At 73.9% G+C, this 25,413-nt stretch carries 20 protein-coding genes; 6 read left to right on the forward strand and 14 right to left on the reverse strand.

Features of this window, described 5'->3' with window-relative positions; genetic code table 11:
• Window positions 1-64: 64 nt before the first annotated feature.
• Both WMF17_RS10560 and WMF17_RS10565 read left to right on the forward strand, forming a co-directional pair.
• Window positions 65-1,660 carry a lamin tail domain-containing protein gene (locus tag WMF17_RS10560; RefSeq protein ID WP_437649190.1) on the forward strand — a complete coding sequence of 532 codons (1,596 nt, stop codon included), beginning with the start codon at window positions 65-67 and terminating at the stop codon, window positions 1,658-1,660.
• A gap of 200 nt (window positions 1,661-1,860) precedes the next feature.
• Window positions 1,861-2,490: a helix-turn-helix domain-containing protein gene (locus WMF17_RS10565; protein ID WP_437651316.1), complete on the forward strand. Its 630-nt coding sequence runs from the start codon at window positions 1,861-1,863 to the stop codon at window positions 2,488-2,490.
• A 252-nt stretch (window positions 2,491-2,742) separates the two neighbouring features.
• Here WMF17_RS10565 and WMF17_RS10570 read toward each other — a convergent pair whose 3' ends face one another.
• Together WMF17_RS10570 and WMF17_RS10575 are read right to left on the reverse strand one after the other, a co-directional pair.
• Window positions 2,743-4,107, reverse strand: coding sequence for a TldD/PmbA family protein (locus WMF17_RS10570; protein WP_437601860.1), 1,365 nt, complete (start codon window positions 4,105-4,107; stop codon window positions 2,743-2,745).
• A gap of 130 nt (window positions 4,108-4,237) precedes the next feature.
• Entirely contained in the window at window positions 4,238-4,990 is a 753-nt protein-coding gene (locus WMF17_RS10575; RefSeq protein WP_437649192.1) for a hypothetical protein, read from the reverse strand.
• A 196-nt stretch (window positions 4,991-5,186) separates the two neighbouring features.
• On the opposite strand from WMF17_RS10575, the gene larB reads away from it, so the two are divergent.
• The gene (gene larB, locus WMF17_RS10580; protein WP_437601863.1) at window positions 5,187-5,939 is read left to right on the forward strand and encodes a nickel pincer cofactor biosynthesis protein LarB; all 753 of its coding nucleotides are present in this window, start codon (window positions 5,187-5,189) and stop codon (window positions 5,937-5,939) included.
• A 68-nt stretch (window positions 5,940-6,007) separates the two neighbouring features.
• Window positions 6,008-7,420: a nickel pincer cofactor biosynthesis protein LarC gene (larC, locus tag WMF17_RS10585; RefSeq protein ID WP_437601864.1), complete on the forward strand. Its 1,413-nt coding sequence runs from the start codon at window positions 6,008-6,010 to the stop codon at window positions 7,418-7,420.
• A gap of 93 nt (window positions 7,421-7,513) precedes the next feature.
• Here larC and trxA read toward each other — a convergent pair whose 3' ends face one another.
• The 8 genes from trxA to WMF17_RS10625 form a co-directional block, all read right to left on the reverse strand.
• Window positions 7,514-8,155, reverse strand: coding sequence for a thioredoxin (gene trxA, locus WMF17_RS10590; RefSeq protein WP_437601865.1), 642 nt, complete (start codon window positions 8,153-8,155; stop codon window positions 7,514-7,516).
• Window positions 8,156-8,340: 185 nt separating this feature from the next.
• Window positions 8,341-9,336 (reverse strand): ABC transporter permease, encoded by a 996-nt coding sequence (locus tag WMF17_RS10595; RefSeq protein ID WP_437601866.1) that lies wholly within the window; start codon window positions 9,334-9,336, stop codon window positions 8,341-8,343.
• Window positions 9,333-10,862 carry an ABC transporter permease gene (locus tag WMF17_RS10600; RefSeq protein ID WP_437601867.1) on the reverse strand — a complete coding sequence of 510 codons (1,530 nt, stop codon included), beginning with the start codon at window positions 10,860-10,862 and terminating at the stop codon, window positions 9,333-9,335. Before WMF17_RS10600 ends, WMF17_RS10595 begins: the two co-directional genes overlap by 4 nt.
• 16 nt (window positions 10,863-10,878) lie before the next feature.
• On the reverse strand, window positions 10,879-12,471 hold the full coding sequence (locus tag WMF17_RS10605) for a trypsin-like peptidase domain-containing protein (protein ID WP_437604234.1): 1,593 nt from the start codon (window positions 12,469-12,471) through the stop codon (window positions 10,879-10,881).
• Window positions 12,471-13,544 (reverse strand): S1 family peptidase, encoded by a 1,074-nt coding sequence (locus tag WMF17_RS10610; protein WP_437649194.1) that lies wholly within the window; start codon window positions 13,542-13,544, stop codon window positions 12,471-12,473. Before WMF17_RS10610 ends, WMF17_RS10605 begins: the two co-directional genes overlap by 1 nt.
• A gap of 37 nt (window positions 13,545-13,581) precedes the next feature.
• Window positions 13,582-15,426 carry a Stp1/IreP family PP2C-type Ser/Thr phosphatase gene (locus WMF17_RS10615; RefSeq protein ID WP_437601869.1) on the reverse strand — a complete coding sequence of 615 codons (1,845 nt, stop codon included), beginning with the start codon at window positions 15,424-15,426 and terminating at the stop codon, window positions 13,582-13,584.
• Complete coding sequence (locus tag WMF17_RS10620; protein WP_437649195.1) at window positions 15,423-17,405, reverse strand: FHA domain-containing protein; 1,983 nt, start codon at window positions 17,403-17,405, stop codon at window positions 15,423-15,425. Before WMF17_RS10620 ends, WMF17_RS10615 begins: the two co-directional genes overlap by 4 nt.
• Before the next feature lie 73 nt (window positions 17,406-17,478).
• Window positions 17,479-18,246, reverse strand: a complete 768-nt coding sequence (locus WMF17_RS10625) for a hypothetical protein (protein ID WP_437601871.1) — start codon at window positions 18,244-18,246, stop codon at window positions 17,479-17,481.
• Between the two features lie 287 nt (window positions 18,247-18,533).
• On the opposite strand from WMF17_RS10625, the gene WMF17_RS10630 reads away from it, so the two are divergent.
• The gene (locus WMF17_RS10630; RefSeq protein WP_437601872.1) at window positions 18,534-18,920 is read left to right on the forward strand and encodes a hypothetical protein; all 387 of its coding nucleotides are present in this window, start codon (window positions 18,534-18,536) and stop codon (window positions 18,918-18,920) included.
• A 36-nt stretch (window positions 18,921-18,956) separates the two neighbouring features.
• Here the strand turns inward: WMF17_RS10630 and WMF17_RS10635 are convergent, their stop codons facing one another.
• The 4 genes from WMF17_RS10635 to WMF17_RS10650 are packed head-to-tail and all read right to left on the reverse strand — an operon-like array spanning window position 18,957 to window position 23,395.
• The gene (locus WMF17_RS10635; RefSeq protein WP_437601874.1) at window positions 18,957-20,069 is read right to left on the reverse strand and encodes a tetratricopeptide repeat protein; all 1,113 of its coding nucleotides are present in this window, start codon (window positions 20,067-20,069) and stop codon (window positions 18,957-18,959) included.
• Window positions 20,066-21,169, reverse strand: a complete 1,104-nt coding sequence (gene ltaE, locus WMF17_RS10640; RefSeq protein ID WP_437601875.1) for a low-specificity L-threonine aldolase — start codon at window positions 21,167-21,169, stop codon at window positions 20,066-20,068. Before ltaE ends, WMF17_RS10635 begins: the two co-directional genes overlap by 4 nt.
• 55 nt (window positions 21,170-21,224) lie before the next feature.
• Window positions 21,225-22,799 (reverse strand): GMC family oxidoreductase N-terminal domain-containing protein, encoded by a 1,575-nt coding sequence (locus WMF17_RS10645; protein ID WP_437649197.1) that lies wholly within the window; start codon window positions 22,797-22,799, stop codon window positions 21,225-21,227.
• Window positions 22,796-23,395, reverse strand: coding sequence for a hypothetical protein (locus tag WMF17_RS10650; RefSeq protein ID WP_437601878.1), 600 nt, complete (start codon window positions 23,393-23,395; stop codon window positions 22,796-22,798). Before WMF17_RS10650 ends, WMF17_RS10645 begins: the two co-directional genes overlap by 4 nt.
• 313 nt (window positions 23,396-23,708) lie before the next feature.
• Here WMF17_RS10650 and WMF17_RS10655 point away from each other — a divergent pair, with 313 nt between their 5' ends.
• The gene (locus tag WMF17_RS10655; protein WP_437649199.1) at window positions 23,709-25,340 is read left to right on the forward strand and encodes a hypothetical protein; all 1,632 of its coding nucleotides are present in this window, start codon (window positions 23,709-23,711) and stop codon (window positions 25,338-25,340) included.
• Window positions 25,341-25,413: the final 73 nt, after the last annotated feature.

The following is a 25,413-nucleotide window of genomic DNA, read 5'->3' on the forward strand; positions in this document are numbered from 1 at the left end:
AGCGGCCTCGAAAAAAAAAGCGACGCCGAGCAACCGGCGGCGAGCTCCCGCCGAACTCCGTGTCATGACCCAGCACCCCCCGATTCGCCCCGCGTGCACCTCCCGCGCTCTCCGCGCCCTGCCCCTCGCGCTCGCGCCGCTCGTGGCCTCGCCCCTGTCCTGCGCGCCGGAGCTCGCGGCTCCCCCTCGCTTCCATGAGGAAGCGGAACCCGAGACCGCCGACCCCGCAGCCGCAGCCCCCGAGCTCCAGATCGAGCCCGAAGCGCCGCTTCATGCAGCGCCTCCGGTGCTGCGGCTGCGGGTGCCCCTCCCGGGCGCCTCCCTCGAGGGCGTCGATCCCGCGCGTGCGCTGCTCCTCCGCGGCAAGATCGGCGCGGCGCACCTCCGGCAGATAGAGCAAGGCGAGCTGTCGAAGGCGCTCTTGGAGCGCGTCGTCCCGTCGATCGTCTGGCTGAACGGGACGCCCCCGGGCGACCTCTCGCTGACCGTCGCCCCGCTCGCCCCGCTCGCGCCCGGCGAGACCTACGTCGTCGCGAGCGGCAGCCCTGTCTTCTCGCACACCATCGAGATCGCCACGGAAGGCTCACTGCCGGTGCTCCCGCGGCTCTGGCCGCCGCCCGGCGTCGGGGCGAGCCTTGGCCTCGGCGTGTGGTGCGGCGATACGCCCCTCCCGGAGACGGTCGCCGCGGTGACCCTCGAGCCGAGCGGGACGGCGGGCGAGCTGCGCCGCGGCGCCGTCGACGACATCGGCGCGCGCTGCGTGCGCTTCGAGGGAGCGCCGCTCCCCACGGCGCCAGGCGAAGCGGACGAGCTGCGTTTCGTGGGGCCGCCCGTCGCGTTCCCGGGCGAGCCGGCGGCCGTGAGCCTCGATCCCCGTCCGTTTGTGCTGGAATCGGAGCCCCTCCCCACCGTGGCGGCGGCGTGCGCGCTGGACGAGGTGCCTCTGGGGCCGGGTTGCGCTCGGATCGCCGATGATCGGATCCTCGTCCGTTCGCCGGATGTGCCGCTGCTCTGGGCGATCGCGGGCGAGGGGCTGGACGAAGTCCTCGCCCTGGCGCCGGGCGAGCCGTTCGTCCTCGCCCCCTTGCCGCCCCTCACGGCCGTGGAGCTCGCCATGGCCACCGTCGATAACGCCGGGCGCGTGGAGCGACGGACGTTCTCAACCATGACGCTCGCGCCCATGCCCCACGTGATCATCAACGAGGTGCTGGCAAATCCCGTCGGGCCGGAGCCGGGACAGGAGTGGGTCGAGCTCTACAATGACGGTGGGGTCCCAGCTGACCTTACAGGGTATGTCCTTGCCGATGTGGGTGGAGAGACAGAATTGCCCTCTATTTCGCTGGAGCCCGGCGCGTACGCGCTGGTCGTCAACGAGGGATTCGTCTCCGATGATGAGCTCGATCCTCCGGCTCCTCCCGACACGCTCCTGCTCCGTGTGCCAAGACTTGGTAGCCATGGGCTGTCCAACTCGGGAGAACCGCTCAAATTGATGGATGGAGGAGGTGCAGTCTTGTCCAGGTCGCCCGCCACGCCCGGGCCGAAAGCGGGGATGAGCCTGGCCCGCGTCGGGCCCCGCGCTCCCGATGGTTCGGTTGGCTCTTTCATGACCAGCTGGCCGACACCCGGTCGCGTGAACATAATGAACCAGGAGATCCCCTGAAGGATGGGGAGTTCGCCTCCGTACAGGGCGATCTCTCCGAGGGGCCGAGAAAATTCGAGCAAAGCGGGTGACGGACCCGTCTATGAGAGCTAGGTTTCAATCGAGTAGACAGACGGGTGGGGGGGGCCGCCACCTGAGGAGACGCTGCCGCGCTGTGAACGCGAGCTGTGCGGCAGGTGCCTTTCGCGTGGAGTTCGGCGATGGCTGGTGTTCGTGAAAAGCTGTTGACGGCATCGGACCTCGCAGCCTTGTGCGAGGTCGACTTGAAGACAATCCATAACTGGGTAGATCGAGGGAGGATTGCCCATTTTCGTACGCCAGGGAGACACTTGCGCTTCAAGGCGGCAGATGTGGCTGAGTTCCTCCGTGCATGGGGTTATTCGGTGCCCCGGGAGCTCGCCAAGGCGACCTCCAAGTCGATGATGGCCATCGGGAGCAAGGACACGATGGCCCACGTGGCGCGATCCCTGGGGGAAGGCGTGCCCATCCGGCACGCGAGCCACCCGTACGACGCGCTGATCTTCGCGGGGGCGGACCCCGCGGACGTGTACATCGTCGACGTTCGGGCGGTGTCCAGCGACGTGGACGTCACCTCTCTCTTCGAGGCGCTCCACCGAGCGAACTCCCAGGGGACGTTCGTCGCCTTGGCGGACGAGCCGATCAGCCTGCCCTCGTTCGTGGGCAGGATCGGCCGCAACGACGCGCAGCAGCTGAAGGCGTTCCTGATGCCCGAAGCGGCCGCGCAGCCTGGAGCGCCGCTTCAGGCGGCCGCCGGCGGGGCCCCGGAAGAGCCCCCGCGGAGCCTGGCCGCAGGCGGGTCCTCGCGCTGAGCGAGGGCCCCGGCCGTCCTACGCCAGCAGGAGAGGCTCGGCGAGGACGGCCGCGGGCGGCGGGCAGGTGACCCGCCAAAGGACGCAGCACTGCAGAGCGACCCGCTGAGGACAGAATCCCCCCCTCCCGCAGCACAACCCGGGGCCGGTTGAGGGGTCGCTCGCAACCCTGCTGCCGAGTCCGCTCCTGCGCCTGCTGGATGAGCTGAAAACGAAGAGCCCGAGGAGCGCGGCTCCTCGAACGGAAGCGGCTCAGCTTCCGGCGATGGTCATGGCCGAGACCCGGAAGGTCGGAGAGGACGTTGCCGTCCGGAGATCCAGGTCGCTTCCGACGGCGTCGATCCGCTGCAAGAGCTCGTCGAGGTTCAGCGAGATCGTGACCTCGCTAACGGGGTAAGATATCTCACCATTTTCGATCCAGAAGCCGGCGGCGCCCCGGGAGAAGTCGCCGGTCACGGAGTTGAAGCCGAAGCCCATCATCTCGGTGACGTACAGCCCGCGCGGCGTGGAGCGCACGATCTCGTCCGCCGGCGTGGAGGTGGGCTGCAGGATGAAGTTCGAGGTGGAGGGGCCGACGCCGCCGCCGCCGCCGCGCGAGGCGCTGCCGGTCGAGGGGCGCTTGAGCTTCCGGGCGCTGTAGCTGTCGCAGAGGTAGGTCTTCAGGATGCCTTGCTCGACCACGACGTTGCGCCTGGCCAGGAGGCCCTCGCCGTCGAACGGGCGCGAGCCGGGAGCGCGCGGGATCAGGGGGTCGTCGACGATCGTGATGAGATCGCTGGCGACGCGCGTCCCCTCGCGGCCGACGAGGTAGCTCGACTTGCGCCAGACCGCGCTGCCCATGATGCAGGAACCGAGCAGCCCGAGCATCGAGCGGGCGACGTCCGGGTCGAAGACGACGGGCGCCTCGCAGGTCGCTACCTTGCGGGCGCCGAGCTTGCGCAGCGTCCGGCGGGCCGCCTCGCGGCCGACGGCGTCCGGGGCGTCCAGGTCCGCGAGGTGGCGTCGGCCGGTGAAGTAGAAGCCGCGGCGCTTCTTGTCGCCGTTGTCGTCGGCGATCGGAGAGACGACGAGCTGCGCGTACGAGCCGGCGATGCCGCCGCGGAACCCGCCGGACAGGACGAGGGCGTAGGCGCCCGCGCTCCGCGAGAACGTCGCGCCCTCGCTGTTCGTGATGCGGGGGTCGGCGTCGCGCGCGGCCTGCTCGCCCCGGCGCGCGATGTCGATGGCCTGCGCTGCCGTGACCTCTCCGCCCGAGGGATCATAGAGATCGAGCGCGGGGAAGCTCCCCTTGGCGATGAGCTCCGGATCGGCGGGGCCGGCGAACTCGTCCTCCTGCGAGATGTCGGCGAGCTCCAGCGCGTCCGCGACGAACCGATCGAGGCCGCGGGGCGTGAGGTCGGAGGTCGAGGTCAGCGCGACGCGCTGCTTCTTGATGATCCGCATGCCGAGGCCCTTGTGGACGGCCTCCTCGACGAGCTCGGGCTCGCCGAGGCGCACCTTGGTGGTGAGCTCGGAGCCGGAGCGGGCGATTGCCTCCGCGACGTCGGCGCCGCCTTTCCTGGCGCGGGTCACCACCTGCTCGGCCAGCTCCGTCAGTTCTGCGATCTGCTGATCCATGCGGGCTCGTTCGGACATGGGGCGACAGGGTGGTGGAGCGCGGTGGCTCCGTCAACGCGGTGACGCGGCCTGCCACCGCGGTGGCTCCGTCGACGCGGTGACGCGGCCGGCCGTGCCCGCGGGATGCGTCTCAGCCCGGCCGGTTGGAGCGGCCGCCCTTGCCGAGGCCGAGCCGGCGCTGCGGGCGCGTCGAGGCGGGCTGGGGCGGATCGGCCGCGGGCGCCGGCTCGCTGGGGACGGCGCGGGGGCTCGGGCCGAGGGGGGGCCCGGCCTTCTGCCCGCCGCCCGGCGGCTCGCGCCGGAGGAGGGCGCTCACGGTGACCGCGAATCCGGCGGCGAGCATGGTGTGCATCCAGAGGAGCGCGTAGCCGAGCGGACCGCCGGCGACCGGGTGGACGCCGAAGTCGCCCTCGACCTGCCGGTAGGTGCCGTCGATCGCGAGGCGCCGGGACAGGGCGATGACGGCGATCAGGGCGATCGCGAGCGGACCGCCGGAGAAGATGGCCAGCGCACGGACCGATCGCTGCGCGGTCGGCCTGCCGCCGGCGCTCGCGGCGAAGCGCTGCGCGGCGGCGAACCCGGCGGGCACCGAGGCGACGTCGAGGAGGAGCAGCACGAGGTCGACGGCGGACGGGATCCGGCCGGTGTCGACGAGGTACGCGAAGCTCCAGTCGGGCGCGAAGACGAGGAAGTAGGCGCAGACCGGGGCGAAGACGAGGACGGCGAACAGGAAGACGAGGGCGAGCGGCCGATCGCGCGGGCCGGGCGCGAGCCGAGCCTCCGCCGCGCGCAGCGCGCCTGGGCGGTGAGGGGCTGCCGCGCTGAACCAGGCGAGCAGCGCGCCGAGAGCAAAGCCGACGAAGGGAGCGACGAAGGCGGGCACGCGGCGCCGAAAGTAGCCCTGTCGCCCCCTCTTGCGCAAAGAGACTGGAAGATTTTAGTGGGGCCTGCGTCCGAGGAGCACGCGCGCGCGCCGAGCTTCCGGAGGCGTACAGGCGCTCGCCCGGCCAGCCAGGGGGACGGGCGGACGGGGCGGAACGTTTGCCCTGGCCGCGCCGCCGCGCTAAGCGGCTGCGCACATGGAGCCGCGCCTCGTCCGGGAGATGCTTGAGCGCGTTCGAACCGGCGAGCTCGCCGTCGAGGAGGCGCTGGAGGCGCTCCGAGGCCTGCCTTTCCGGGACCTGGGCGTCGCGACCGTCGATCACCACCGCGCGCTCCGGCAGGGCGTGCCCGAGGTGATCTTCGGCGAAGGGAAGACGCCGGAGCAGATCGCTCTGATCGCCCAGGAGATCGCGAGGGCCGGGCAGAACGTGCTCGTGACCCGGATCGACGCCGCGAAGGGCGAGGCGGTGGCGTCGCTCTTGCCGGCGTTTCGCTATGTTCCCCTGGCGCGGACCGGCAGCATCGAGGTCGCGCCCACGCCGAAGCGCGCCACCGGGCCGGTCGCGGTCGTCACCGCGGGCACGAGCGATCTCCCGGTCGCCGAGGAGGCCATCGAGACGCTGCGTGCCGTGGGGCTCGAAGCGAAGCGGCTGTACGACGTCGGGGTGGCGGGGCTGCATCGCTTCCTCCATCGCATCGAGGAGCTGCGCAAGGCGTCCGCCGTGATCGTGGTCGCGGGTATGGAGGGCGCGCTGCCGAGCGTGGTCGGCGGGCTCGTGGCCGCCCCGGTCGTCGCGGTCCCGACCTCGGTCGGCTATGGCGCGGCGCTGAGCGGCTTCACCGCGCTCTTCTCCATGCTCACGTCGTGCGCCTCCGGCGTCGCCGTGGTCAACATCGACAGCGGCTTCGGCGCGGCGATGGTGGTGCATCGCATGTTGCCGAAGGAGTGAGCGCGGGACGAGCGCGACCGCGGGAGCGCCGCACAGCGCAGGCGCCCGGCGAACGGAGCAGGCGAGATATGGGACACGGGCACGATCACGGGCACGACCATGCGCACGGGCATGATCATGCACACGAGCACGGGCATGATCATGCGCACGGGCACGCGCATGATCACGCGCACGCGCATGATCATGCGCACGCGCACGAGCACGAGCACGGGCACGGGCACGCGCATGATCACGAGCACGCGCACGACCCTGCACACGAGCACGGGCATGATCACCCGCGCACGCCGCTCCTCGAGGAAGGCGCGGGCGCCGGCAAGATCCTGTTCTTCGACGCGTTCAGCGGGATCGCGGGCGACATGACCATCGCCGCGCTGCTCGATCTCGGGGTGCCGCTCCTCGTCATCGAGCGCGCCGTCGCGGCGCTGCCCATCGAGGGATTCCACCTGCACCGTGGGCACGCCCACCGGAGCGGCATCGTGGCGACCTCGTTCGACGTGCACGTCGAGACGCCGCAGCCGGAGCGCACCTACGGATCCATCGACGCCATGCTCGCCGCAGCGCCGCTCGATCCGCCCGTCGCCGCGCTGGCGCGCCGGATCTTCCGGCGCCTCGGCGAGGCGGAGGCCGCCGTGCACCGGATCCGCCTGGAAGACGTGCACTTCCATGAGGTCGGCGCCGTCGACGCGATCGTCGACATCGTGGGCGCCGCCGCGGCCATCGCGCACATCGGGGCGGAGGTCGTCGGATCGCCGCTGCCCATGGGCCGCGGGTTCGTCAAGGCGCGGCACGGGATCCTCCCGCTGCCTCCGCCTGCCGCGGTCGCTTGCCTCCGCGGCGTCCCGACGTACGGCGTGGAGCTCGACGCCGAGCTTGTCACGCCCACAGGCGCGGCCATCATCGCCGCGCTGGCGACCCGGTTCGAGCGCTGGCCGACGTTCGCGCCCGACCGGATCGGCTTCGGCGCCGGCCAGCGAGAGCTGCCGGACCGCCCCAACCTGCTGCGGGTCGTCCTGGGAACGCGCTCTGGCGGGGAAGAGAGCCTCGGCAGCGCATCGCACGTGATCGTCGAGGCGAACGTCGACGACCTCACGGGCGAGGTGGCAGGGCACGCGATCGAGGCGCTGTTCGCGGCGGGCGCGCTCGACGCGTGGGCGGCGCCGATCACGATGAAGAAAGGGCGGCCCGCGCTGACGATCGCGGCGCTCGCCGCCGCCCCCCAGGCCGATGCCGTCGCGACGGCGCTGCTCCGCGAGACGACCAGCATCGGGCTCCGGAAGATCCCGGTCGCCCGCACGGAGCGGCCGCGGCGGATCACGACCGTGAAGACCGCGTACGGCGCCATCCGGGTGAAGATCAGCGAGGGGCCGTTCGGCCCGCCGCAGATCAAGCCGGAGTTCGACGACTGCGCCGCGGCGGCGAGGACGCACGGCGTGCCGGTGCGCGAGGTCGTCTCGGCGGCGCTCGCGGCCGCCAAGGGGTGACGCCGCCGGCCGCCGAGCGGTGACGCCCCGCCGCAGCGCCGCGCGCTTGCCTCCGTGACGCGCGCTCGCCCGGCTGGACGCGCGAAGGCGCGCTCAGTCGGGGCGCTCGATCGGCAGCGCCTCGGCTTCCCACAAGAGAAAGCCGCCCTCGAGGAACGCGACGGGGACGCCCTCCTGGGCGAGCTTCGTGGCCACATCCTTCGACTTGTCGCCGGAGCGACAGTAGAGGACCGGCGCGCCGGTCAGCATGTGGAGCTCGGCGAGCCGGCCCTCGATCTCGTCCAGCGGGATGTGCACCGCGCCGGGGATATGGGCGCGGCCGTACGCGGGGCCCTCGCGCGTGTCGACGGCGACCACCTGACCCTCGCGGATCAGCTGCGCCAGCTCGACCGCCCGGATGGCGCCCTCGGCGCGCGGGAGGAATGGATCGAGGAGCTCGCGGAGCTGCTTGCGGTTGAGGACGCCCTGCTCGGCGGCCACCGGGCGGCCCCGGTGGAAGACCATGAACGTCGGGACGGACTGGATGCGCAGCGTGGTGGCGATGCGCTTCGACCGGTCGATGTCGACCTTGACCACCTTGGCCTTGCCTTCGAGCTCGCGCGCGATGGCGTCGACCTCCGGCGCGACCGTTTTGCACGGCCCGCACCAGGTGGCGGTGAAATCGATGAGCACGGGCAACTCGCTGCGGAGCACCTCGCGCTCGAACTCCTGCTCGCTGATCTCGGGAACAGCCATGGCGGGCGAATTCATAGCGGGCCTTTCCATCGAGATCGAGTGGCGCGAGGCCCCCGCCGCCGAGATCGCGGAGATGAGGCCGATTTCGGCGAAATCTCGGCGCTACCTCGGCGCCATCTCGGCGCAGGGCGCCCCCGGGCGGCCGCGCCGCCGGCCGCGGGCGCTCCGTCCAGCTGCCCGCGCCCTCAGCGCGGCATCCGCGCGCGCACGGTGCGCGCGTCGACGGCGTCGCGCAGCGCGTCGGCGATGAGGTAGGAGCCGCCGACCGTCGCCAGGAGCAGCAGCCCGGGGAACACGAGCAGCCGGATCTCGCTCGGGTGCCGCGCCGCCTGGCCCAGCGTCTCCCCCCACGACGCCACGCGGGAGGGCGCGCCCATCCCGAGGAACGAGATCGCCGCCTCGAGCAGGACCACGGAGGCCACGCCGAGCACGGAGCTCACGATCGTGGGGCCGAGCGCGTTCGGGAGGATGTGGCGGTAGAAGACGCGCAGCCGGGTGCTGCCGAGCGCGTGCGCGGCCATCACGTACTCCTCGCTCGACGCCCGCAGCACCTCGGCGCGCACGAGGCGCGCGATCTCCGCCCAGCGGACGAGCGCGACCGCGAGCACCAGCGACAGCGCGGAGGGCTCGCGCTCGATGGCGCGCACGATCGCCACGACGAGGATCACCGGGAAGGTGTCGACCGTCTCGACGAGGCGGACGAGGCCGTCGTTCCAGACGCCGCGCAGCGTGCCGGCGAGCCCGCCGAGCACGACGCCGAGGAACATGCCCACGAGCACCGCGCTGAGCGACAGGCCGAGCGCGGTGCGCGCGCCGTAGATGAGCCGCGCGGCGAGATCGCGGCTCTCGAAGTCCGTGCCGAGCGGGTGGTCGAGCGAGGGCGACGCGTTCGGGCCGGCGTCGGTGCGCTGCTCCGGGCCGTAGCGGATGGGCGGCCAGATCGCGACGCCCACCTCGAAGCGCACCCGGAGCTCGGCCTCGGTGAGCGACTCGAGCTCCGCGGCGTCGGTGACCGCGGGCAGGATCTCGGCGCCGTCCGACCCGAACCGGGCGATCGGCGCAGGGGCGGCGAGGAGCTCGGCGAAGATCGCGAGCAGCGCGAGCACGCCGAGCAGGACGGTGCCCGCGGCGACCCGCTTGCTGCCGACCATCCGGCGGAGGAACGCCGCGGCGTGGGTCACGCCCCGTTCCTCCGCGAGAGCACCGCCGGGCCGAGCCGCGGATCGACGAGCACGTAGGCGAGATCGGTCGCGATCACGCCGAGCGCGGCGATGCCGGCGGCGCCGATGGAGATGGCCATGAGCCAGCTCACGTCGCGCGCCTGCACGGCGAGCAGGGTGAGCTCGCCGAGCCCGTGGAGCTCGAAGACGCGCTCCACGACGAAGGCGCCGCCGAGCGCCATCGGGGGCTCCAGCACGGCGAGCGTCACGACCGGGAGCGCGGCGTTGCGCAGGCCGTGGACGGCGATGGCGCGCGCGGTGCCGGCGCCGCGCGCCCGCGCGGCCCGGATGAAGTCCTGCGTGAGGACGGCGACGAGCGCGGCGCGCTGCTGCCGCGTCGGCGCGGCGATGAGCGAGAGCGCGATGAGGCACGTCGGCAGGAGCAGCGACCGCGCGCCGCCCGAGAGCAGCGCGGCGGCCACGGCCACGACGGCGGTCGGGAGGACGGCGAAGATGAGCACGGCGGCCGCGATGGCGGAGTCGCTCCGCCGACCGCGCGAGGCCGCGCTCAGCGCGCCGAGCGGGACGGCCACGGCGTACGCGAGGGCGATCGCTCCGAACACGAGCGTGAGCGTGACCGGCGCGCGCCGCGCGAGCTCGTCGAGCACCGGCTCGCCGGTCGCCGCGACGCCGAGGCGGTGGGTGACCGCGCCGAGCGCCCACTTGCCGTACCGGGTCTCGAGCACCGTCGCCGCGAGCCGCGCCGGGCCGGAGAACACCTCGAAGTCGCTGCGGTACACGTTCCAGAAGGACTTCCACCGCGTGACGCACGCGCGGGCCTCCGCGAGGTCCTCGCCCGGGGCGATGCGGTCGTCGATCTCCGCGATGTGGGCCGCAACCTCGACGAGGGCGCGCGCCTGAGCGAGCGTCGCCGCGTCGCGCGGCGGCTGGAGCGCGGCGATCACCGGCTGCAGGGCGAACGTGTCGAGCTCGAGCAGCTCGGAGGCGCGCGACGCGGAGCCGTAGCGGACCAGGCGCCGCACCGCGCTCCGGACCGACGCGCTCCGGAACTCGATGCCGCGGTCGTCCCAGAAGCGCGTCCAGAAGGCGACGGCGTGCGCCGGATCGGCGGCCTCGTCGGCGCGCGGCAGGCCCATCCGCGCCGCGACCGGCGCGAGCGCGAGGGCGACGCGGGTGCGCGGCTCGGGCGCGAGCGCGTCGAGCGGCAGGATGTGCGGAAGCGCGGCGCCGCCGAGGCGCCGCAGCTCTTCGGCCGCGGCGGCCGCGCCGTCGCCGCCGGCCGCGATGGCCTGCGCGGCCGCGAGGGCGCGCAGGCGCACGTCGCGCGGCTCCAGGTTGATGAAGCGCGGGAGATCGAGGAAGCGCTCCCGGCGGAGCCGCGCGAGCTCCGCGCTGGAGAGGGAGCTGGCGAGGAGCGGATCGTCCGTGGGATCCGGGACGAAGGAGAGCACGAAGAAGGTCAGCAGCGAGACGCCGACGAGGGTGGGGAGCGTCCAGAGGAGCCGGCGGAGCGCGTGGCGGAGCATGTCTCTCGCGCGGGGATCAGCGCAGGATGGCGTCGAGCAGGTCGATGCGCATCCCGAACTTGTAGGGGGAGGCCTTGACCACCTCCGTCTTCTGGCCGGAGATCGTCTCGTCGTTGCCCTCCAGGTAGCCGCCGGCGTTGATGCCGATGACCTTGCCCTGGCCGTTGAAGATGGGGCTCCCGTTCATGCCGCTCGTGCTGCGGGCGTCGTGCTGGATCAGCCAGGCGTCGGCCGCGGCCGCGGGCCGCCCGTTCGCGCCGGTGGTCCGGCCGATGTTGGCGGCCAGGAAGGTGGCGACGGGGTTCGCGGCGTCCGTGAGGCGCTCGGGGAAGCCGATCAGGTACACGTCGTCGCCCGCGCCGGCCGCGGCGAGCTCCTCCCGGGTGGCGAGCTCCAGGACGGCGGCGGCGCGCCCGGTGATCGACACGATCCCGATGTCCGGGGTGAGCTGGTCCGCGCTCTCGCGGTACAGGGGGTGTGGCCGCATGCTGGTCACGGCGAAGCTTATCTGGCCCCGGCCCTCGTTCTCGAGCGCCACGATCGCGCCGCCGCGGCGCTTGGCCGCGGAGATGCAGTGCGCGTTCGTCACGAGGATGGAGGGCCGCACCGCGAACGCCGTGCAGAACCCCTCGCGCCCCGAGGCGAGCATGAAGATCCCCTTTCTGACGCGGTCGTGGAGGTTGCGCCCGAAGTTCGCGTTCGAGGGGTGAAGCGTGCCGAGGCGGCGCTCGATCTCCTTGCGCCGCGGGTCCTCCGGCGGGAGGCGCGCGAGCTCGGCGCGGAGCTGGCTGATCTCGTCGTGGGAGGAGCGGTTATAAACGATGAGCCCGGCGAGGCTCGCGAGCGCGACCACCAGGAGCAGGGCGAGGACGTAGGTCGTGCGGCGCTGGCCGGCGGTCGCGGCGCGCACCTCCTTGTGGAGCATGGCGTTGATCTCGACGGTGCCGCGGGGCTTCGCGCGCCCCGTGGCGGCCGAGACGGCCGAGGAGATCATCATGGCGATCGTCCGCTCGCCGACCCGCCGGGCGCCGGCCGGCGGCGCGGCGGCGACGTGCCCGGAGTGGGCCGCGGTGGGCGCGGGGCAGCCCGCGGCCGGTGCCGGGGGGGCCGCGGTGGGCGCGAGATAGGCAGCGGCGGGCGAGGGATAGGCAGCGGCGGGCGAGGGATAGGCAGCGGCGGGCGAGGGATAGGCAGCGGCGGGCGAGGGATAGCCGGCGGGCGCGGGGTACGCGGCGGGCGCGGGGTACGCGGCGGGCGCGGGGTGAGGCGGCGGCGCGTGCGCATGCGGCGATCCCGGCGCATGTCGCTCGACGAGCTCGAGCCGCACCCGCGGGCCCTTCGTGCCGAAGGTGAGCTCATCGCCCGAGGCGATCGGGTGCCGCTTGATCCGCTGCCCGCCCGCGTAGGTCCCGTTGCGGCTGTCGAGGTCGTAGAGCACCCAGCCCGCCGCCTCGAGGCGCGCCTCGGCGTGGTGGCTGCTCGCGTCGCGATCGTGGTTCGGGTCGAACACGACGTCGTTGTCCGGCGCGCGACCGAAGCGCACCACGCGTCTGTCATGGAGCTCCACGGACCCGGCGTTGCGCCCGAACGTGTGCACGACGCGCAGCATCACGGCGCGGGGACCCCCTTCAGCAGATCGATGCGCATCCCGATCCGGAACGGCGAGCTCTGCGTCACCGTCGTCTTGCGCCCGTCGATCGTCACGTCGTTCTCGTCGTCGATGTGCGCGGCGTGGATGCCGATCACGTGCCCGTACTGGTTGAAGATGGGGCTCCCGCTGTTGCCCCCGCGCGTGACCGCATCGTGCTGGATGAGGACGGCGCGGTCCGGCGTCGTCGCCTCCTCGTCGATGCCGGTCACCCGCCCGATGCGGCCCTCCAGGAACGTCGCCGAGGGGCTCAGCGGGTCCATCAGGCGACCGGGGAAGCCGAGGACGTAAGCGTCGTCGCCCGGCCCGATGGCCCGCAGCTCGGCGTCGTTCGCGAGCTTCACCGTGTGCGACGCCCTGCCGTCGATGCGGAGCAGGGCGACGTCCGGCGAGCCGGCCCCCGCCTGCCCGGGCTTGTACGCAGGGTGGGCCGACATCGCGACGATGCGGAGGCGGGTCTTCCCCATCGAGTCGTTCTGCGTGGCGATCGAGGTGCCGCCGCGCGCGCGGCAGTCGCGGACGCAGTGCGCGTTCGTGGCGAGCAGATCGGGCGCGATGGCGAAGGCCGAGCAGCAACCGCCGATGCGGTTGTCCACCTTGTAGCCCATCACGTAGAGCGCCAGCCGGTTCTGCTCGAAGATCGCGCGGCCCGAGAGCACCTGCTCCGGGATCTCGCCCGATGGCCGCGCCGCGGGCGTGACCCCGAGCCCGACCTCGCGCGCGAGCGCGTCGGCCGCCTGGCGCGACCGGTACGCGACCACGCCCGCCACCCCCACGGCGACGAGCGCCGCGGCGACGCCGAGCCCGAGGAGCAGGTTGTTGCGCGCCACCCGGCGCTGCGCCTCGTCCGCCTTGGCGCGCACGAGCGCGAGCGCCTTCTCCTCGCGCTGCATCGCCTGCACGACGGCATCCCTGATGATGCGCTGCGCGGTCTCCACGTCGACGCGGCCGTCCGCGTCCGATCGTCGCGGGGCGGACCCTTCCTGCGGTGCGGCCGGAGTCTGCCGGCCGCGCTTGTCGTTGCTGCGCAGCATCGCGGTTGGGGGCGCGCGCACGTGCGCTGCGCGCGCCCTAACGGAGCAGGTAGTAGCCGGCGATGGTAACGCATGCGACAGCGCTCACGATCATCAAGATCACGAGCCACTGCGGCGCGCCGTCGGTCGGGATCATGATCGGCTCGTCGCCCTGGACGGGCGCGCGGGCCTTGCGCTCCTCCAGCGCTTCGTCCGGGGGAAGCGCCGCGATGACGGGGTCGTAGTCGTCGCCGTCATCGCCCAGATCGCCGTCTGCGCCGGTCAGCCACGACTTCGGTGAGGGGGGGCGCTGCGAGATCTTCTTCTCGTCGAGCTCTTTCACCTTGCGCGCCGGCTCGGAGGCGACGGCGTTCTGGGCCAGGAGGTGCTCGGGCAGCGAGTACTTCTGGTAACGGAGCTCCTCGATGTCCACGAGGTCCGCCTCGGCGAGCCCGTCGCCGTCGAACTTCGCGACGACCACCGTGATGTTGTCGTGGCCGCCGGCCTGGTTGGCCCGATCCGTCAGCACCTTGCAGGCCTCGATCGGATCGTCGACGGTCCGCAGCACCTCGCGGATCTCCTCGTTCCGCACCATGCCCGAGAGCCCGTCGGAGCAGAGCATCAGCGTGTCGCCCCGCTTGAGCTCCACGAAGGTGAGGTCGACCTGCACCGAGTCCGCCGTGCCGAGCGCCTGGAGGATGATGTTGTTGTGCTCGAAGGTCTCGGCCTCCTCCTCCGTGAGCTGGCCGGCCTCGATGAGCTGGTTCACGAGCGACTGATCGCGCGTCACCTGCACGAGCCGATCGCCGCGCAGGACGTACGCGCGGCTGTCGCCGACCTGGCCGAGGAACAGGTGATCGTCCATGAGCGCGGCGATGGTCGAGGTGGTCCCCATCCCCCGCCGGGTCCGATCGAGCTTCGCCTCGCTGAAGATCCTGAGGCCCGCGGCCTCGATCGACTGCACAAGCCGCGCCGCGAGCTCGTCGTGGTCCTGCGGGGGGCCGCCGGCGCTCATCCGCTGGTAGATGATGTCGACCGCGAGCTGGCTCGCGACCTCGCCGGCCGCGGCGCCGCCCATGCCGTCGCACACGCCGAGCAGCGCGCCGCGCTCGCCGACCACCTGGTAGCGGTCCATCTCCATCAGGCCGCGGCTCGCCTTGGTGAGATCCGCGACGATGAAGTTGTCCTCGTTGTGCTCGCGGACCTGACCCACGTCGGTCCGGCCGAACAGCCGCAGCACGACCTCGGGTCGTTGCGGCTCGGCCGGCGTTGCTGCCTCGCTGTCCATGTCGTCGGGGCGCTGCGCGCCCTCGGCCGGCTCGCGGCCCGCCGTCGCCTCGCCCGCAAGGGGGCGCCCGGTCGAGCCGTCGCCGACGGCGGCCTCCGCGGCGGGGGGCTCGTCGAGCGCGCCGTCGTTGCGCGACGTGGCGATCGCCGGGGCCGCGCGGGCGGCCTGCGCCTGAGCGGCGGCCGGCGGCGCGTCGGGGATCGCCGCGTCCGCGAGGTCGTCCGACGACCTCGTCGCGCTTCCATCCGCGTCGTCGTCGCGCAGCCCGCCGGCGGTGAGCCGCACCCGCGGCGGTGGGGGGAGCTTCCTCCCGACCTTGTCGGGGCTCGGGGCGCTGGGCGCTTTCATGGGTTTCACGGCGATGCCAGCCTTCTGCTCGCGCGCGGCGTTCACGGCCGAGCGCATCTTGGGCGGCGTGGGCGGCTTCCAGTTCACGGGCTTGCCTGCTTCCAGAGACCCCGCCTTGCCGGACTCGAGCGACGCGGCGCCGTGCGGGGAGTCACCAAGGGCCTTGCCCGCGTTGCTGCTCGAGTCGGTCCCTACCGACGCCGCGCTCGGGAGCCCCTCGACTTCCAGCGCATCGGTCGGCGTTTCGCGGACGGTCTGGTCGCTCATCGGGAGAGATCCACGCGGAACAGGTGCTGCCCGATGCGCACGAAATCGCGATCCAGGAGGCTGACGTCCTCGCGTATGGCGACGTACGTCCCGTTCGACGACTCCAGGTCGGTGAGCGCGTACTCCCCCGTGGCCGGGTTCCTCCGGATGGCGGCGTGGCGTCGCGAGAGGAACGGATCGGCCGTGAACACGATGTCTCCCGTCTCCCGTCCGATCACCGTCTCATCCCGGTAGAGGTGGTACACGTCTCGCGTCACGCCCTCCACCGTCCGCTGGCAAAGTCTCGCCCGCCGGTGGATGGCGGGCGAGCCAAACAGCAACGTTCCATGCTGGATGGCATGGCCGAGGCCTCGCTCCCCGTCGTTCACGGTCTGAAACTGTAACACCTCGAGGCCCAGGAGGAGCAAGTCGCCATCTCGAAGGGGGTGCGTCTTCCGGATGCGCAGGTAGATGCGGTTGACGCTGCCCAGGTCGCGGAGAACCCAGGACCCGCTCTGCGGAATGATCCGGGCGTGCCGCGGCGAGACGTACAGGTCGTCCTCGAGGACGATATCCCCCTCGCTGCGGCCAATGTCGATCTGCGAGCCGGTGAGGGAAAAACTTTTTCCCTCGGTCCCGTCTTCGACGATCACGATGAGCTTGCCCTCGGGCGCCCGGGTCGGCCGCGTGTCGGTCGGGACCCACGCCGGCGGGCGCACCGAATAGGACGCCCGCAGCGGAGCGAGCGGCGCCTGGGAGGGCGGCGGCGTGCTGCCCGTCTCGATCGAGCTCGGCCCGGCGGCGTCGCCCTGCGGCGGCCGCGGCGGGGCGCGCCCGACCTCCGGGACGGGCGAGGGCGCAGGCTGCGGGCGGTCGGCGGCGGCCCGGGACGGGCGCTCGGAGACCGGCCGCTCGCCGTCGAGCGGCGCCCCGCAGTACTTGCAGAACCGCGTGCCCGAAAGGCACTGGCCATGGCAGCGCGCACACTCGATCGGCGGGGTCGGCGTCTGGCGCGACGACGCGATGTCGAGCACCGGCGAGCCGACGATCTTGTCGAGGGGGTTCCCGCTGGTCGCCGGAGGGGGCAGCCGTGGGGGCGGCAGGGCGACGGGGGGCAGCGGAGGAGACGCCGCTCGGCCCGGCGGCGAGGCGCCGGGGCTCTGCCGCTGCGTGTCCCCGCCGCCGGGGCGCTCGTCGCGCGATCCCGATCCGGGCGGAGGCGCGGCCTCGGGCGGAGGCGCGGCCTCGGGCGGAGGCGCGTGCCGGAGCGCAGCGTCCTGGACCCCCCGCGCCGTCGTCCCCGTCTCCTCGAGCGGCGGGGGCGCCACGTCCGGCGCGGCAGGGGAGAGCGCGGCGTCCGGCTCGCCGCCCCTCCCCCTCCTCGACGCGACGCTCGCCGGCTGCGGTGCGCCCGCCGGCGCGGCGCCGTCCTTCCGGTGGAGCGGCGCGCCGCACGTCACGCAGAAGCGGTAGCCCGGCGGGTTGTCCACGCCGCAGCTCGGGCAGGAGAGCCCCAGCAGCGCCTCGGTGATCGAGGGGGTCGCGATCGCCGCGGGCACCGGCGCGTCGCCCCGGCCGGTGATCCTCGGCCCTTGCAGCGCCGGCGCCATCTGGATGGCGCTGTCCAGCGCGCCCGCGGCCGGCGTCGCGGCGCCCTCGCGCGCCGGACGGGCGGTGATCTCCGCGCGGCCGTGCATCGCCGGCATCGCGGGCTCCGTCCTCGCCGAGCCGATCGGGCTGAACGAGAACACCGGCGCCTCCGGGCGAAGGCGCCCCGGGGCGCCGCGAGCGCCCGGCGCCCGGGCGCTCGCGCGGGCGTCGTTCGCCGGCGGCGCGTCGCCCTGCGCGGGCGCCGCCACGGCCGGGAGCGACACCTGCGGCAGGCCGCTCGGCGGCGTCGGCGGGGCGACGCGCGCCTCGCGCACCTTGAGCCGTCGGCCGCAATCCTGACAGAACGTCAGATCGCCCGCGTTGTCGCGACCGCACACATCGCAGATCACGCTGCCGAGGGGACCGCGGAGCGACGGTCGAGTCAAGTAGACGGTGCGTTCTCTCGATCGGCAGGGGAGCCGCTCAGCGCCGACCGAGCTCGGTCCGCACCTCGAGCAGGAGCTCGAAGCCCACGAATTGCGCGATGGCGGTGGCCCGCTCATAGTTGGCCGTGTCCTTCCAGCCCGAGATCAGCACCGGCCGGTAGACGCAGCTGACGCCGAGGACGGCGCGGCGCGACACCTCCAGCTCGACGCCGACGCCGCTGAAGATGAGCGCGCCGCCCGTCTCGACGCCCCACTCGTTGCCGTAGACGATGCCGCCGATGCCGGCGGAAAAATACGGGGCCGCTCGGTAGCCGATGTCCGGCAGGTACCTCATCTCGGCGCGCAGCTGCTGGAAGATTCCAAGCCGGTAGAGGTTGCTCGAGTCCATCTTGGTGAACTGGTACGCGCCGCCGAAGTACCAGGGGCCCGGCGAGCGGTAGCCGCCGCGGATCGCGAGCCCGCCGCCGCTGCCCAGGATGCACGAGTACAGGGGCCCCGACCGCGGGCAGACGGCGCCGGGGTCGAGGCTGATCTCCGCCACGAGGGCGACGCCGTACTGCACGTACTCGACGTGCAGCGGCGGCGGCCGGGCGGCGAGCTCGACGCGCGGCTTGACGGGAGGAGGCAGCGGCTGCGCGGGGGTGGCCTCGTTCCCCTGCGCGGCGCCCTCGGTGGGCGTGGCGAGGCCGCCGTCGAGCCTCTCGTCCGCGGCCTCGCCTGTCCTGGCGCCGGCGGGTGCGTCCGGCGCGGCGCGGGGGAGGTCGCTCTCGGTCTTGCGATCCGGCGGCGCGGCCGGTGCTGTCAAGGACAGCAGGGCTCCTGCTGCGAGGGTCGCGGCCGGGAGCGCGCCGGGCGGAGGTCGTAAACGCACGAGCTGCTTGAGATACGCGAGAGATCTGCCGCCGGCAACGCCCCTCCGCGGCGCGGGGGACGGGGCCCGCGGGCGGCCGTCCAGACCCTGGCCTCTCGGCGCGCCGGCGGCACGCCCCAGGAAAAGAGGGGACGGGAAGGGGAGGCGAGCGGTCTCTTGAAGCTCGACGCCATACGCCGCTTGACGGCGACTGCGAGGGTCGCCTAAACGAAGCCACCTTCATGGAGATTCACCTCGACAAGCGTGCCGTAAAGCAGATCCGCCTCTCTGCGGCGGATGCCGTTGAGGAAGGCGACACCGAAGCGCTGCGCGAGGACGTCCTCGAAGCGTTCTCGGAGGAGCAGGTCGAAGAGATCGAGCGTCGTCTGGACAGCGGTGATTTTTTTGAGTTCTTGACCGACGTGCTCGACGAGTGGGGGGGCGACGACGTGGACGAGCTCTTCGAGCTCCTCGAGACGCAGCTCGGCGACATCGGCATCGATCTGAAGTACGAGCCGCGCGAGGACGACGATGACCTCGACGAGGCCGAGGACGACGACCTCGCCGACGATGACGACGAGGAGGACGACGACGCCGAGCTCGAGCCCGCGGACGACGAGGACGACTGATCGCGGGCGGGGCGCCGCCAGGGCGGCGCCCCCGCGTCAAGGGGCTTTTTCGCCGTCGAGCTCGCGGACGATGTAGTCCGCGCACGGGCGCTGCGCTGCCGGGAGCGACGGGCAGATCGCGTGCGCGCAACGCGCGTAGCGCGAGTCGGGGAGCTCCCGGGTGATCAGCGCCGCGGTGGCGCACGCTTCCCTGGTCCGGCCCTCCTCGCGCCACAGCTTCGCCTCGGCCCAGAGCGCGTCGTCGCGCAGGATGGACGCGGGGTGGTTCGTGTAGAGCTTGCGCAGCTCGCGCCGCGCGGCCGCGCGATCGCCGAGCGCGTCGCGGTAGAGGCGCGCGATCTCCAGCTGTGCGTCGTCGAACTTCTCGCGGTCGTAGCTGCCGGTCACGGCGGGCTCGCGCGGCGCGAGCATCTCCCTCAGGTAGCCGATGGCCTCCTCGGGGCGCCCGAGGGAGGCGGCGAGCTCCGCCGCGTGGAAGAGCGCGTTGTCCGTCAGGTTGCCGGCGGGGTACGGGTGCGCGCGCGCGGCAGCGACGAGCGCGCGCAGCGCGCCCTCGCGATCGCCGCTGCGCTCGAGGAGCAGGCCCGTGTGGTAGGCGACGTCCTGATCGAGCGCTGTCCCGCGGAACGACGGGCCTTGTTGCCGCAGCCACGCGAGCGCGCCGCCCGCGCCGGCGCGCTCCTCCTCCCGCTGGATGAGCCGCTTCAGCGCGTTGCGCGCGAGCCCGTGCGACGGGTGTCGACGCGTCGCCGCGAGGAGCCTCGCGAAGCCCGCGTCGGCGTCGCCGTGCTCGATCGCGAGATCGGCGAGCTCGAACTCCGCGCGCACCGAGCGCGGCCCATGCGGCGAGTCGGCGAGCAGCCGCTCGTACGACGCGCGCGCCTCGCCCCAGGCCTCCGCGCGCTCGAAGGCGCGCGCTTGCATGAGCCGCGCCTCGTCGCGGTCCTTCACGCGCAGCGCGCGCGAGGCGGCGCCGTCGAACGAGCGGGCCGCCTCGTGGTAGCGCCCCGCGTGGTAGGCGCGCTCGCCGGCGGCCAGCGCGGCGAGGTAGGCGTCGCCGCGCGCCGGCGCGCACGCGGGGCCGAGCAGCGCGGCGATCGCGAGGGCGACCGCCGCGGCGGAGGCGTTCGCGGCGATGCGACGGCTCATGCGCGCACGCCCGCGGCGCCGCGATCGCGCGGCGAAGGCAGCACCTCGGCGAGCGCCTCGGCGAGGGCGCTCGCCGCGTGCGCGACCTGCTCGGGCGCGACGTCGAGGTGGGTCACGGCGCGGACGGTGCACCTGCCCGTCGTCCCGATGAGCACGCCGCGCCGCCGCGCTGCGTCGACGAGCCGCTCGGCCGGGATCCCCGGCGCGTCGACGTAGAGGATGTTCGTCTCGGGCTCGTCGATCGTCGCGGGCGGCGCCTCTGCTCCGGCCGAGCGGGCGGCGCGGTGCGCCGCCTCGCGCATCGCCCGCGCGATGGCGCGCGCGGCCTCGTGGTCCTCGGCGATGCGGCCCTGGTGGTGCGCGAGCGCGTACAGGGCGGCGGCGGCGAGCACGCCGGCCTGCCGCATGCCGCCGCCGAGCATCTTCCGGAAGCGCAGCGCGGCGCGCGCCACGTCGGCGCCGCCGCACAGCGCGGAGCCGACCGGGGCGCCGAGCCCCTTCGAGAAGCACACGCTCACCGTGTCGAACGGCCGCGCGAGCTCGGCGACCGTCCGGCCGGAGGCGACCGCCGCGTTCCAGAGGCGCGCTCCGTCGAGGTGGAGCGCGAGCCCGTGCGCGCGCGCGACGGACGCGATGGCGAGGACGTCGTCTTGCGGGAAGACCCGCCCGCCGGCGCGGTTGTGGGTGTTCTCGATCGCGACGACGCGCGTGCGCGGCAGGTAGTACTGCGGCGGCTTGATCGCGTCCTCGACGTCCGCCGCCTTGAACAGGCCGCCGCGCCCGGCGAAGACGAACTGCACGCCGCTCCAGGCGGAGGCGGCGCCGCTCTCGTAGAACGCGCAGTGCGCGCCCTCGCCCGCGATCACCTCGTCGCCGCGCTGCGTGTGGCAGAGCAGCGCGATCTGGTTGCTCATCGTCCCGCTCGGCACGAACAGCGCGGCTTCCTTGCCCGTCAGCTCCGCGACGCGCTCCTCGAGCCTGCGCACGGTGGGGTCCTCCCGGTACACGTCGTCGCCGACCTCGGCCGCCGCCATGGCCGCGCGCATGGCCGCGGTCGGTCGGGTCACCGTGTCGGAGCGGAGATCGATCATCGCTTGCATCCTGAAACCTCGGCTGTCGGCCCGCGCCGACATGCTAGCACCGCGCCCTGCGCCCCTACGCGGGGCTCTCCGCCGCGAGCCTCGGGAAGCGCTCGGCCATCCGCCACGCGATGCGCGTCGCCATCGCCATGATCGGCACCTGCGAGTTCACGCCGATGCTCGTGGGGAGGATGGATCCGTCGGCCACGAAGAGCCCCGGCAGCTCGAAGCACTCGCCGTCCTGGTCGACGATCCCGCGCCGGGGATCGTTCGCCACCCGCGCGCTCCCGAGCGGGTGGAACGCCATGCACTCGATGCGGCGCGCGTCGATGGGCGCGCGCTCGGCCGCGAGCGCGGCGTCCATCGACGTGATCGGCGGCTCGCCGATCATCGCGGTGTAGACCTCGCGCGCGCCGGCGGCGATCGCCATCTCGCTGAGGAGGGTGATCGAGCGGCGCAGCCGCGCGAGATCCCGCGGCGCCATCGCGTACGAGACGAGCGGCTCGCGGCCGGGGCCGGGGCGGACGCGGCCGCCGCCCTCGTCGTGGATCATGGCGCCGAAGACGGCGCAGCGCGGCAGCGCGCGGACCCGCCGCCGCAGCGCGGGCCCGACGCCGGGGAGGCCCGCTGCGAGCACGTTCACCGCCGAGTAGACGCCGACGAGCTTGATCCCCTCGGCGTCGAAGTGGTCGGAGTAGACGCTCTGGAGCGCGCCGTCCCAGCCGTTCAGCGCGTCGTCGAACCGCGCGACGACGCGCACCGCGGGGTGCAGCGTCACGTCGTTGCCGAGCGCGCCGCTCGCCTTGAAGGCGCCCGCCGTGCGGAGGAGCAGCGGCGTGTGCAGCGTGCCGCACGCCGCGACCACGGCCTTCGCGCGCACGCGGAACCGGCGCGGCGGAGCCCCCGGCTCGCCGCCGAGCAGCCTCCCCTCGACGCCGGCGGCGCGCCCGCGCTTCACGTCGATCCGCTCGACCAGCGCGTCGGCGACGACGCGCGCGCCGTGCGCGGTGGCCGACGGCAGGTAGGCGACGTCGACAGAGCGCTTCGCGCCGGCGGGGCAGGTGAAGTTGCACCGGCCGTTCCCCTCGCAGGCGTCGCCGGTGTTGCGGCGGAGCGGGCGCATCGGGATGCCGAGCCGCCTCGCCCCCTCGACGAACCGCGCCGTCGACGCGGAGCGCATCGCCTCGGGGACCTCGCGGACGTCGAGCCGCTGCTCGACGCTCTCGTACGCCGCCTCGAGCGCTCGCTCCGACAGCTCGTCGAGGCCGAGGTCGCGCACCCACCGCGCGTGGACGCTGCCCGGGATGCGGAAGCAGACCCCGCCGGTCACCACCGACGAGCCGCCGACGGCGCGCCCCTGCGTGAGCGAGATGATCGGCGTCTGGCCCACGCCGAACGCCGTGACCATGCCGCCCTCGCGGAACAGCCGCCGCAGCGACTCGCTGGGCTTCCAGCGCTGGTAGTCGTCGGGGCGGTAGTAGGGGCCCTCCTCCAGCACGATGACGCGGCGCCCCGCCTCGGCGAGCAGCGCCGCGACGACCGCGCCGCCGGCGCCGGAGCCGACCACGACGACGTCGCACGGCTCGTCGAACCCGGCCGGCAGGTCGCGCCCGCGGACGATCGGCGCGCTCGACGCGATGGCGTGGGTCACGCGTCACCCCCTGCGCCGGACGTGGCGGCGGGCTGCGCGCGTGGGCCCTCGTCCGCCTCCCCGCGCGGCGCGGCGGGAGCGACCGCGGCCGGGCGGAGCTCGGGCAACCTGCGCCGCGCCGCGGTGCTCTCGCGGTCGAGGCCCGTCAGCGCGAGCTCCGCGCCCTCCTCGAAGGCGGGGATGCACATGGGCACCTTGAAGGCGACGAGCAGCATCGCGAGGAGCCCGGAGCGGCTCGACTCCAGCGCCTCGAGGTAGGCGAGCCGCCGGCCGAGCGAGAGCCGGCTCATCCGGCCGAAGGCGCCGATCACGAAGAGCGGCAGCAGCTCGAGGCACGCGGCCAGCAGCGCGAAGCCGCGCCGCGTCTCGGGGCTTGCCTGCCCGAGCGAGAGATCCAGCGCCGCGACCGCGCGCTCGCACACCTCGGCGCCCGGCGGGGCGAGCTCGCCCCGTTCGTCCTCGTCGCAGAGCATCGCCTCGGCGGCGGACCACGCGACGCGGCGCGCCCACGGCGAGAGCCCGCGCCCGGGGCGGTCCAGCCGATCGAACCCTCGCGCTGCGCGTTCGCGCGCGCCCTCTCCCGCGTCCTCCTGCATGGCCGCGAGAGCCTAGCCCGGATCGACGCCGCGCCGAGATCCAAGGCGGCGCGCGTCGCGGCCGGGTGGCCTCGGGCGCTGGCCTCGGCCACGCAGAGGGGGCGCCCTTGAAGATCGGCCGCTGCTCGCCGCTGCGTTCGCGCGTCGTTGCAGAACGACATCCTGGCGGTCCGCGGGAGATGCGCGCCGCGCGCTCGCGTCGAGGCACGGGTCGCGCCGGGCCGGAGCGCGCTCCGCCGTCGCGCGCGCGGGCTGGGCGTCGCGGATCCGGTTCTGGTATTCAGCTGAACAGCCGGGGGAAGACGGAGGAACGATGGCGGAGCGATCGCTGCAGCACCGGGATTCCGAGAGCAAGGACGACGAGACGCTGAGGAGAGAGGCGCGCGTGCACCTCGCGAGCGAGCCTGCGCTGCAGCTCGTGGCCGAGCTGATCGCGCGCCTGCGCGAGCTCGATCTGCCGTGGTGGACGCCGGTCAAGCTGCGCGAGCGGTTCGGCGCGGTCGAGCGGATGGACTGGTTCCGCGAGCGGGGCGACGTTCGCCAGCAGATCACGACCTCCCTCACCGGCCTCTCGCCGCGGGCCGCCCGCCGCAAGACGCCGGACTTCCAGGGCGCGCTCATCGACTCCGTCATCGACGAGGGCGACATCACCCCGCGCGCGTTCGAGGCCGCGTTCGATCCGCGCGATCTCTCCGTGTACGGCCCGGCCGGGGGTTACTGGCAGTTCTTCCGCGAGTCGATGCCGTGGGATCAGGACACGCCGCAGCACCAGGAGATCGTCGCCTGGCTGCTCAAGGCGCTGCTCGCGGACCGGAGCCCGTTCGAGGGCATCGGCAGGACGCCGATCCTGACGCCGTGGGACGTGCGCACGGCGATCGACGGCCGGCTCTGGCAGACCCGGATCCCGCTCGAGGTCCGCGTCGCCATCGACAACGCGCGGCTCAAGCAGGAGCGCGAGCGCCCGGGCGTGCCGTTCCACGCCGACGGCGAGCTCGCGATCGCCGGGCCAGACGTGATCGCCGCGAACATCCCGCCGCGCGAGATCCTCCCCGTGGTGCAGCTCGCGCAGAAGGCGATGCGCTTCGACACGCCGCGCGCCGCCACGCCGAGGGCGGCGCCGGCGGAGCTGTCGTCGGGCCGCAGCGGCGCGCCCGCCGCCGCGCCGGGCAGCGCGCCCGCGCCGGCGGCCGGCGCTCCGGCGGGGCCGGCGCCGGCGTCGTCCGGCGGTGCGCCCGTGTCGAAGCCGGCGGCGTCGGCGCCCGTCTCGCCGGGCGGTGCGCCCATGCCAGCGTTTGCGGCGTTGGCCCCCGCCTCATCCGGCGGCGCGCCCGCGTCGGCGGCGCCTGCCTCCGTCTTGTCCGGCGTCGCGCCTGATCCGGGCCAGGCCGGCAAGCCCGCTGCGGGCGCCGCTCCGGGCGGGGCCTCCTCCGGGGCGGCGAGCTCGCCGTCGGGAGGTCTCCCGCCCTCGGTGAGCAGCTCGCCGACCGGCTCTCCCGCGGGCCCGAGGCCGGCCGGGAGCATCACGTCCCCGAGCGCCATCGTGGCGAAGCCGTCGGCTGCGGCGGGCCCCGCAGCGGCGTTCATCTCATCGCAGGTGGCCGAGCCGCCGCGCAGCAGGCTCCCGAGCGACCCGGGCACCTCGTCGGCGCGCCCGTCGACGCCGCCCGCGCCGCCCGCGCCCCGTGCGTCGACGCCGCCCGCGCCGCCCGCGCCCCGCGCGTCGACGCCGCCTGCGCCCCCGGCGCCCCGCGCGTCGACGCCGCCTGCGCCGAGCTCCTCGCCGGCCGGGGTCGAGTCGCTCGACGACCTCGAAGAAGAGGGGGACGACGACGGAGTCGACGGTGCTGCGCCCGACAGCGAACGCACGAATCCGTGGGCGGTCTCGGGCGACGAGAAGGCCAAGGCCGACCTGGACGACATCGGCGAGGTGGAGCCGGCGAAGTAAAGCTGTCCGAGGGCGCGAAGCCGCCCGCGCGACACGACGCACCGCTCCGTCGCAGCACGGCGCGGCCGCAGCA

Origin of the sequence: Sorangium sp. So ce362, from assembly GCF_051519845.1 — a bacterium.
Classification (GTDB): domain Bacteria; phylum Myxococcota_A; class Polyangia; order Polyangiales; family Polyangiaceae; genus Sorangium.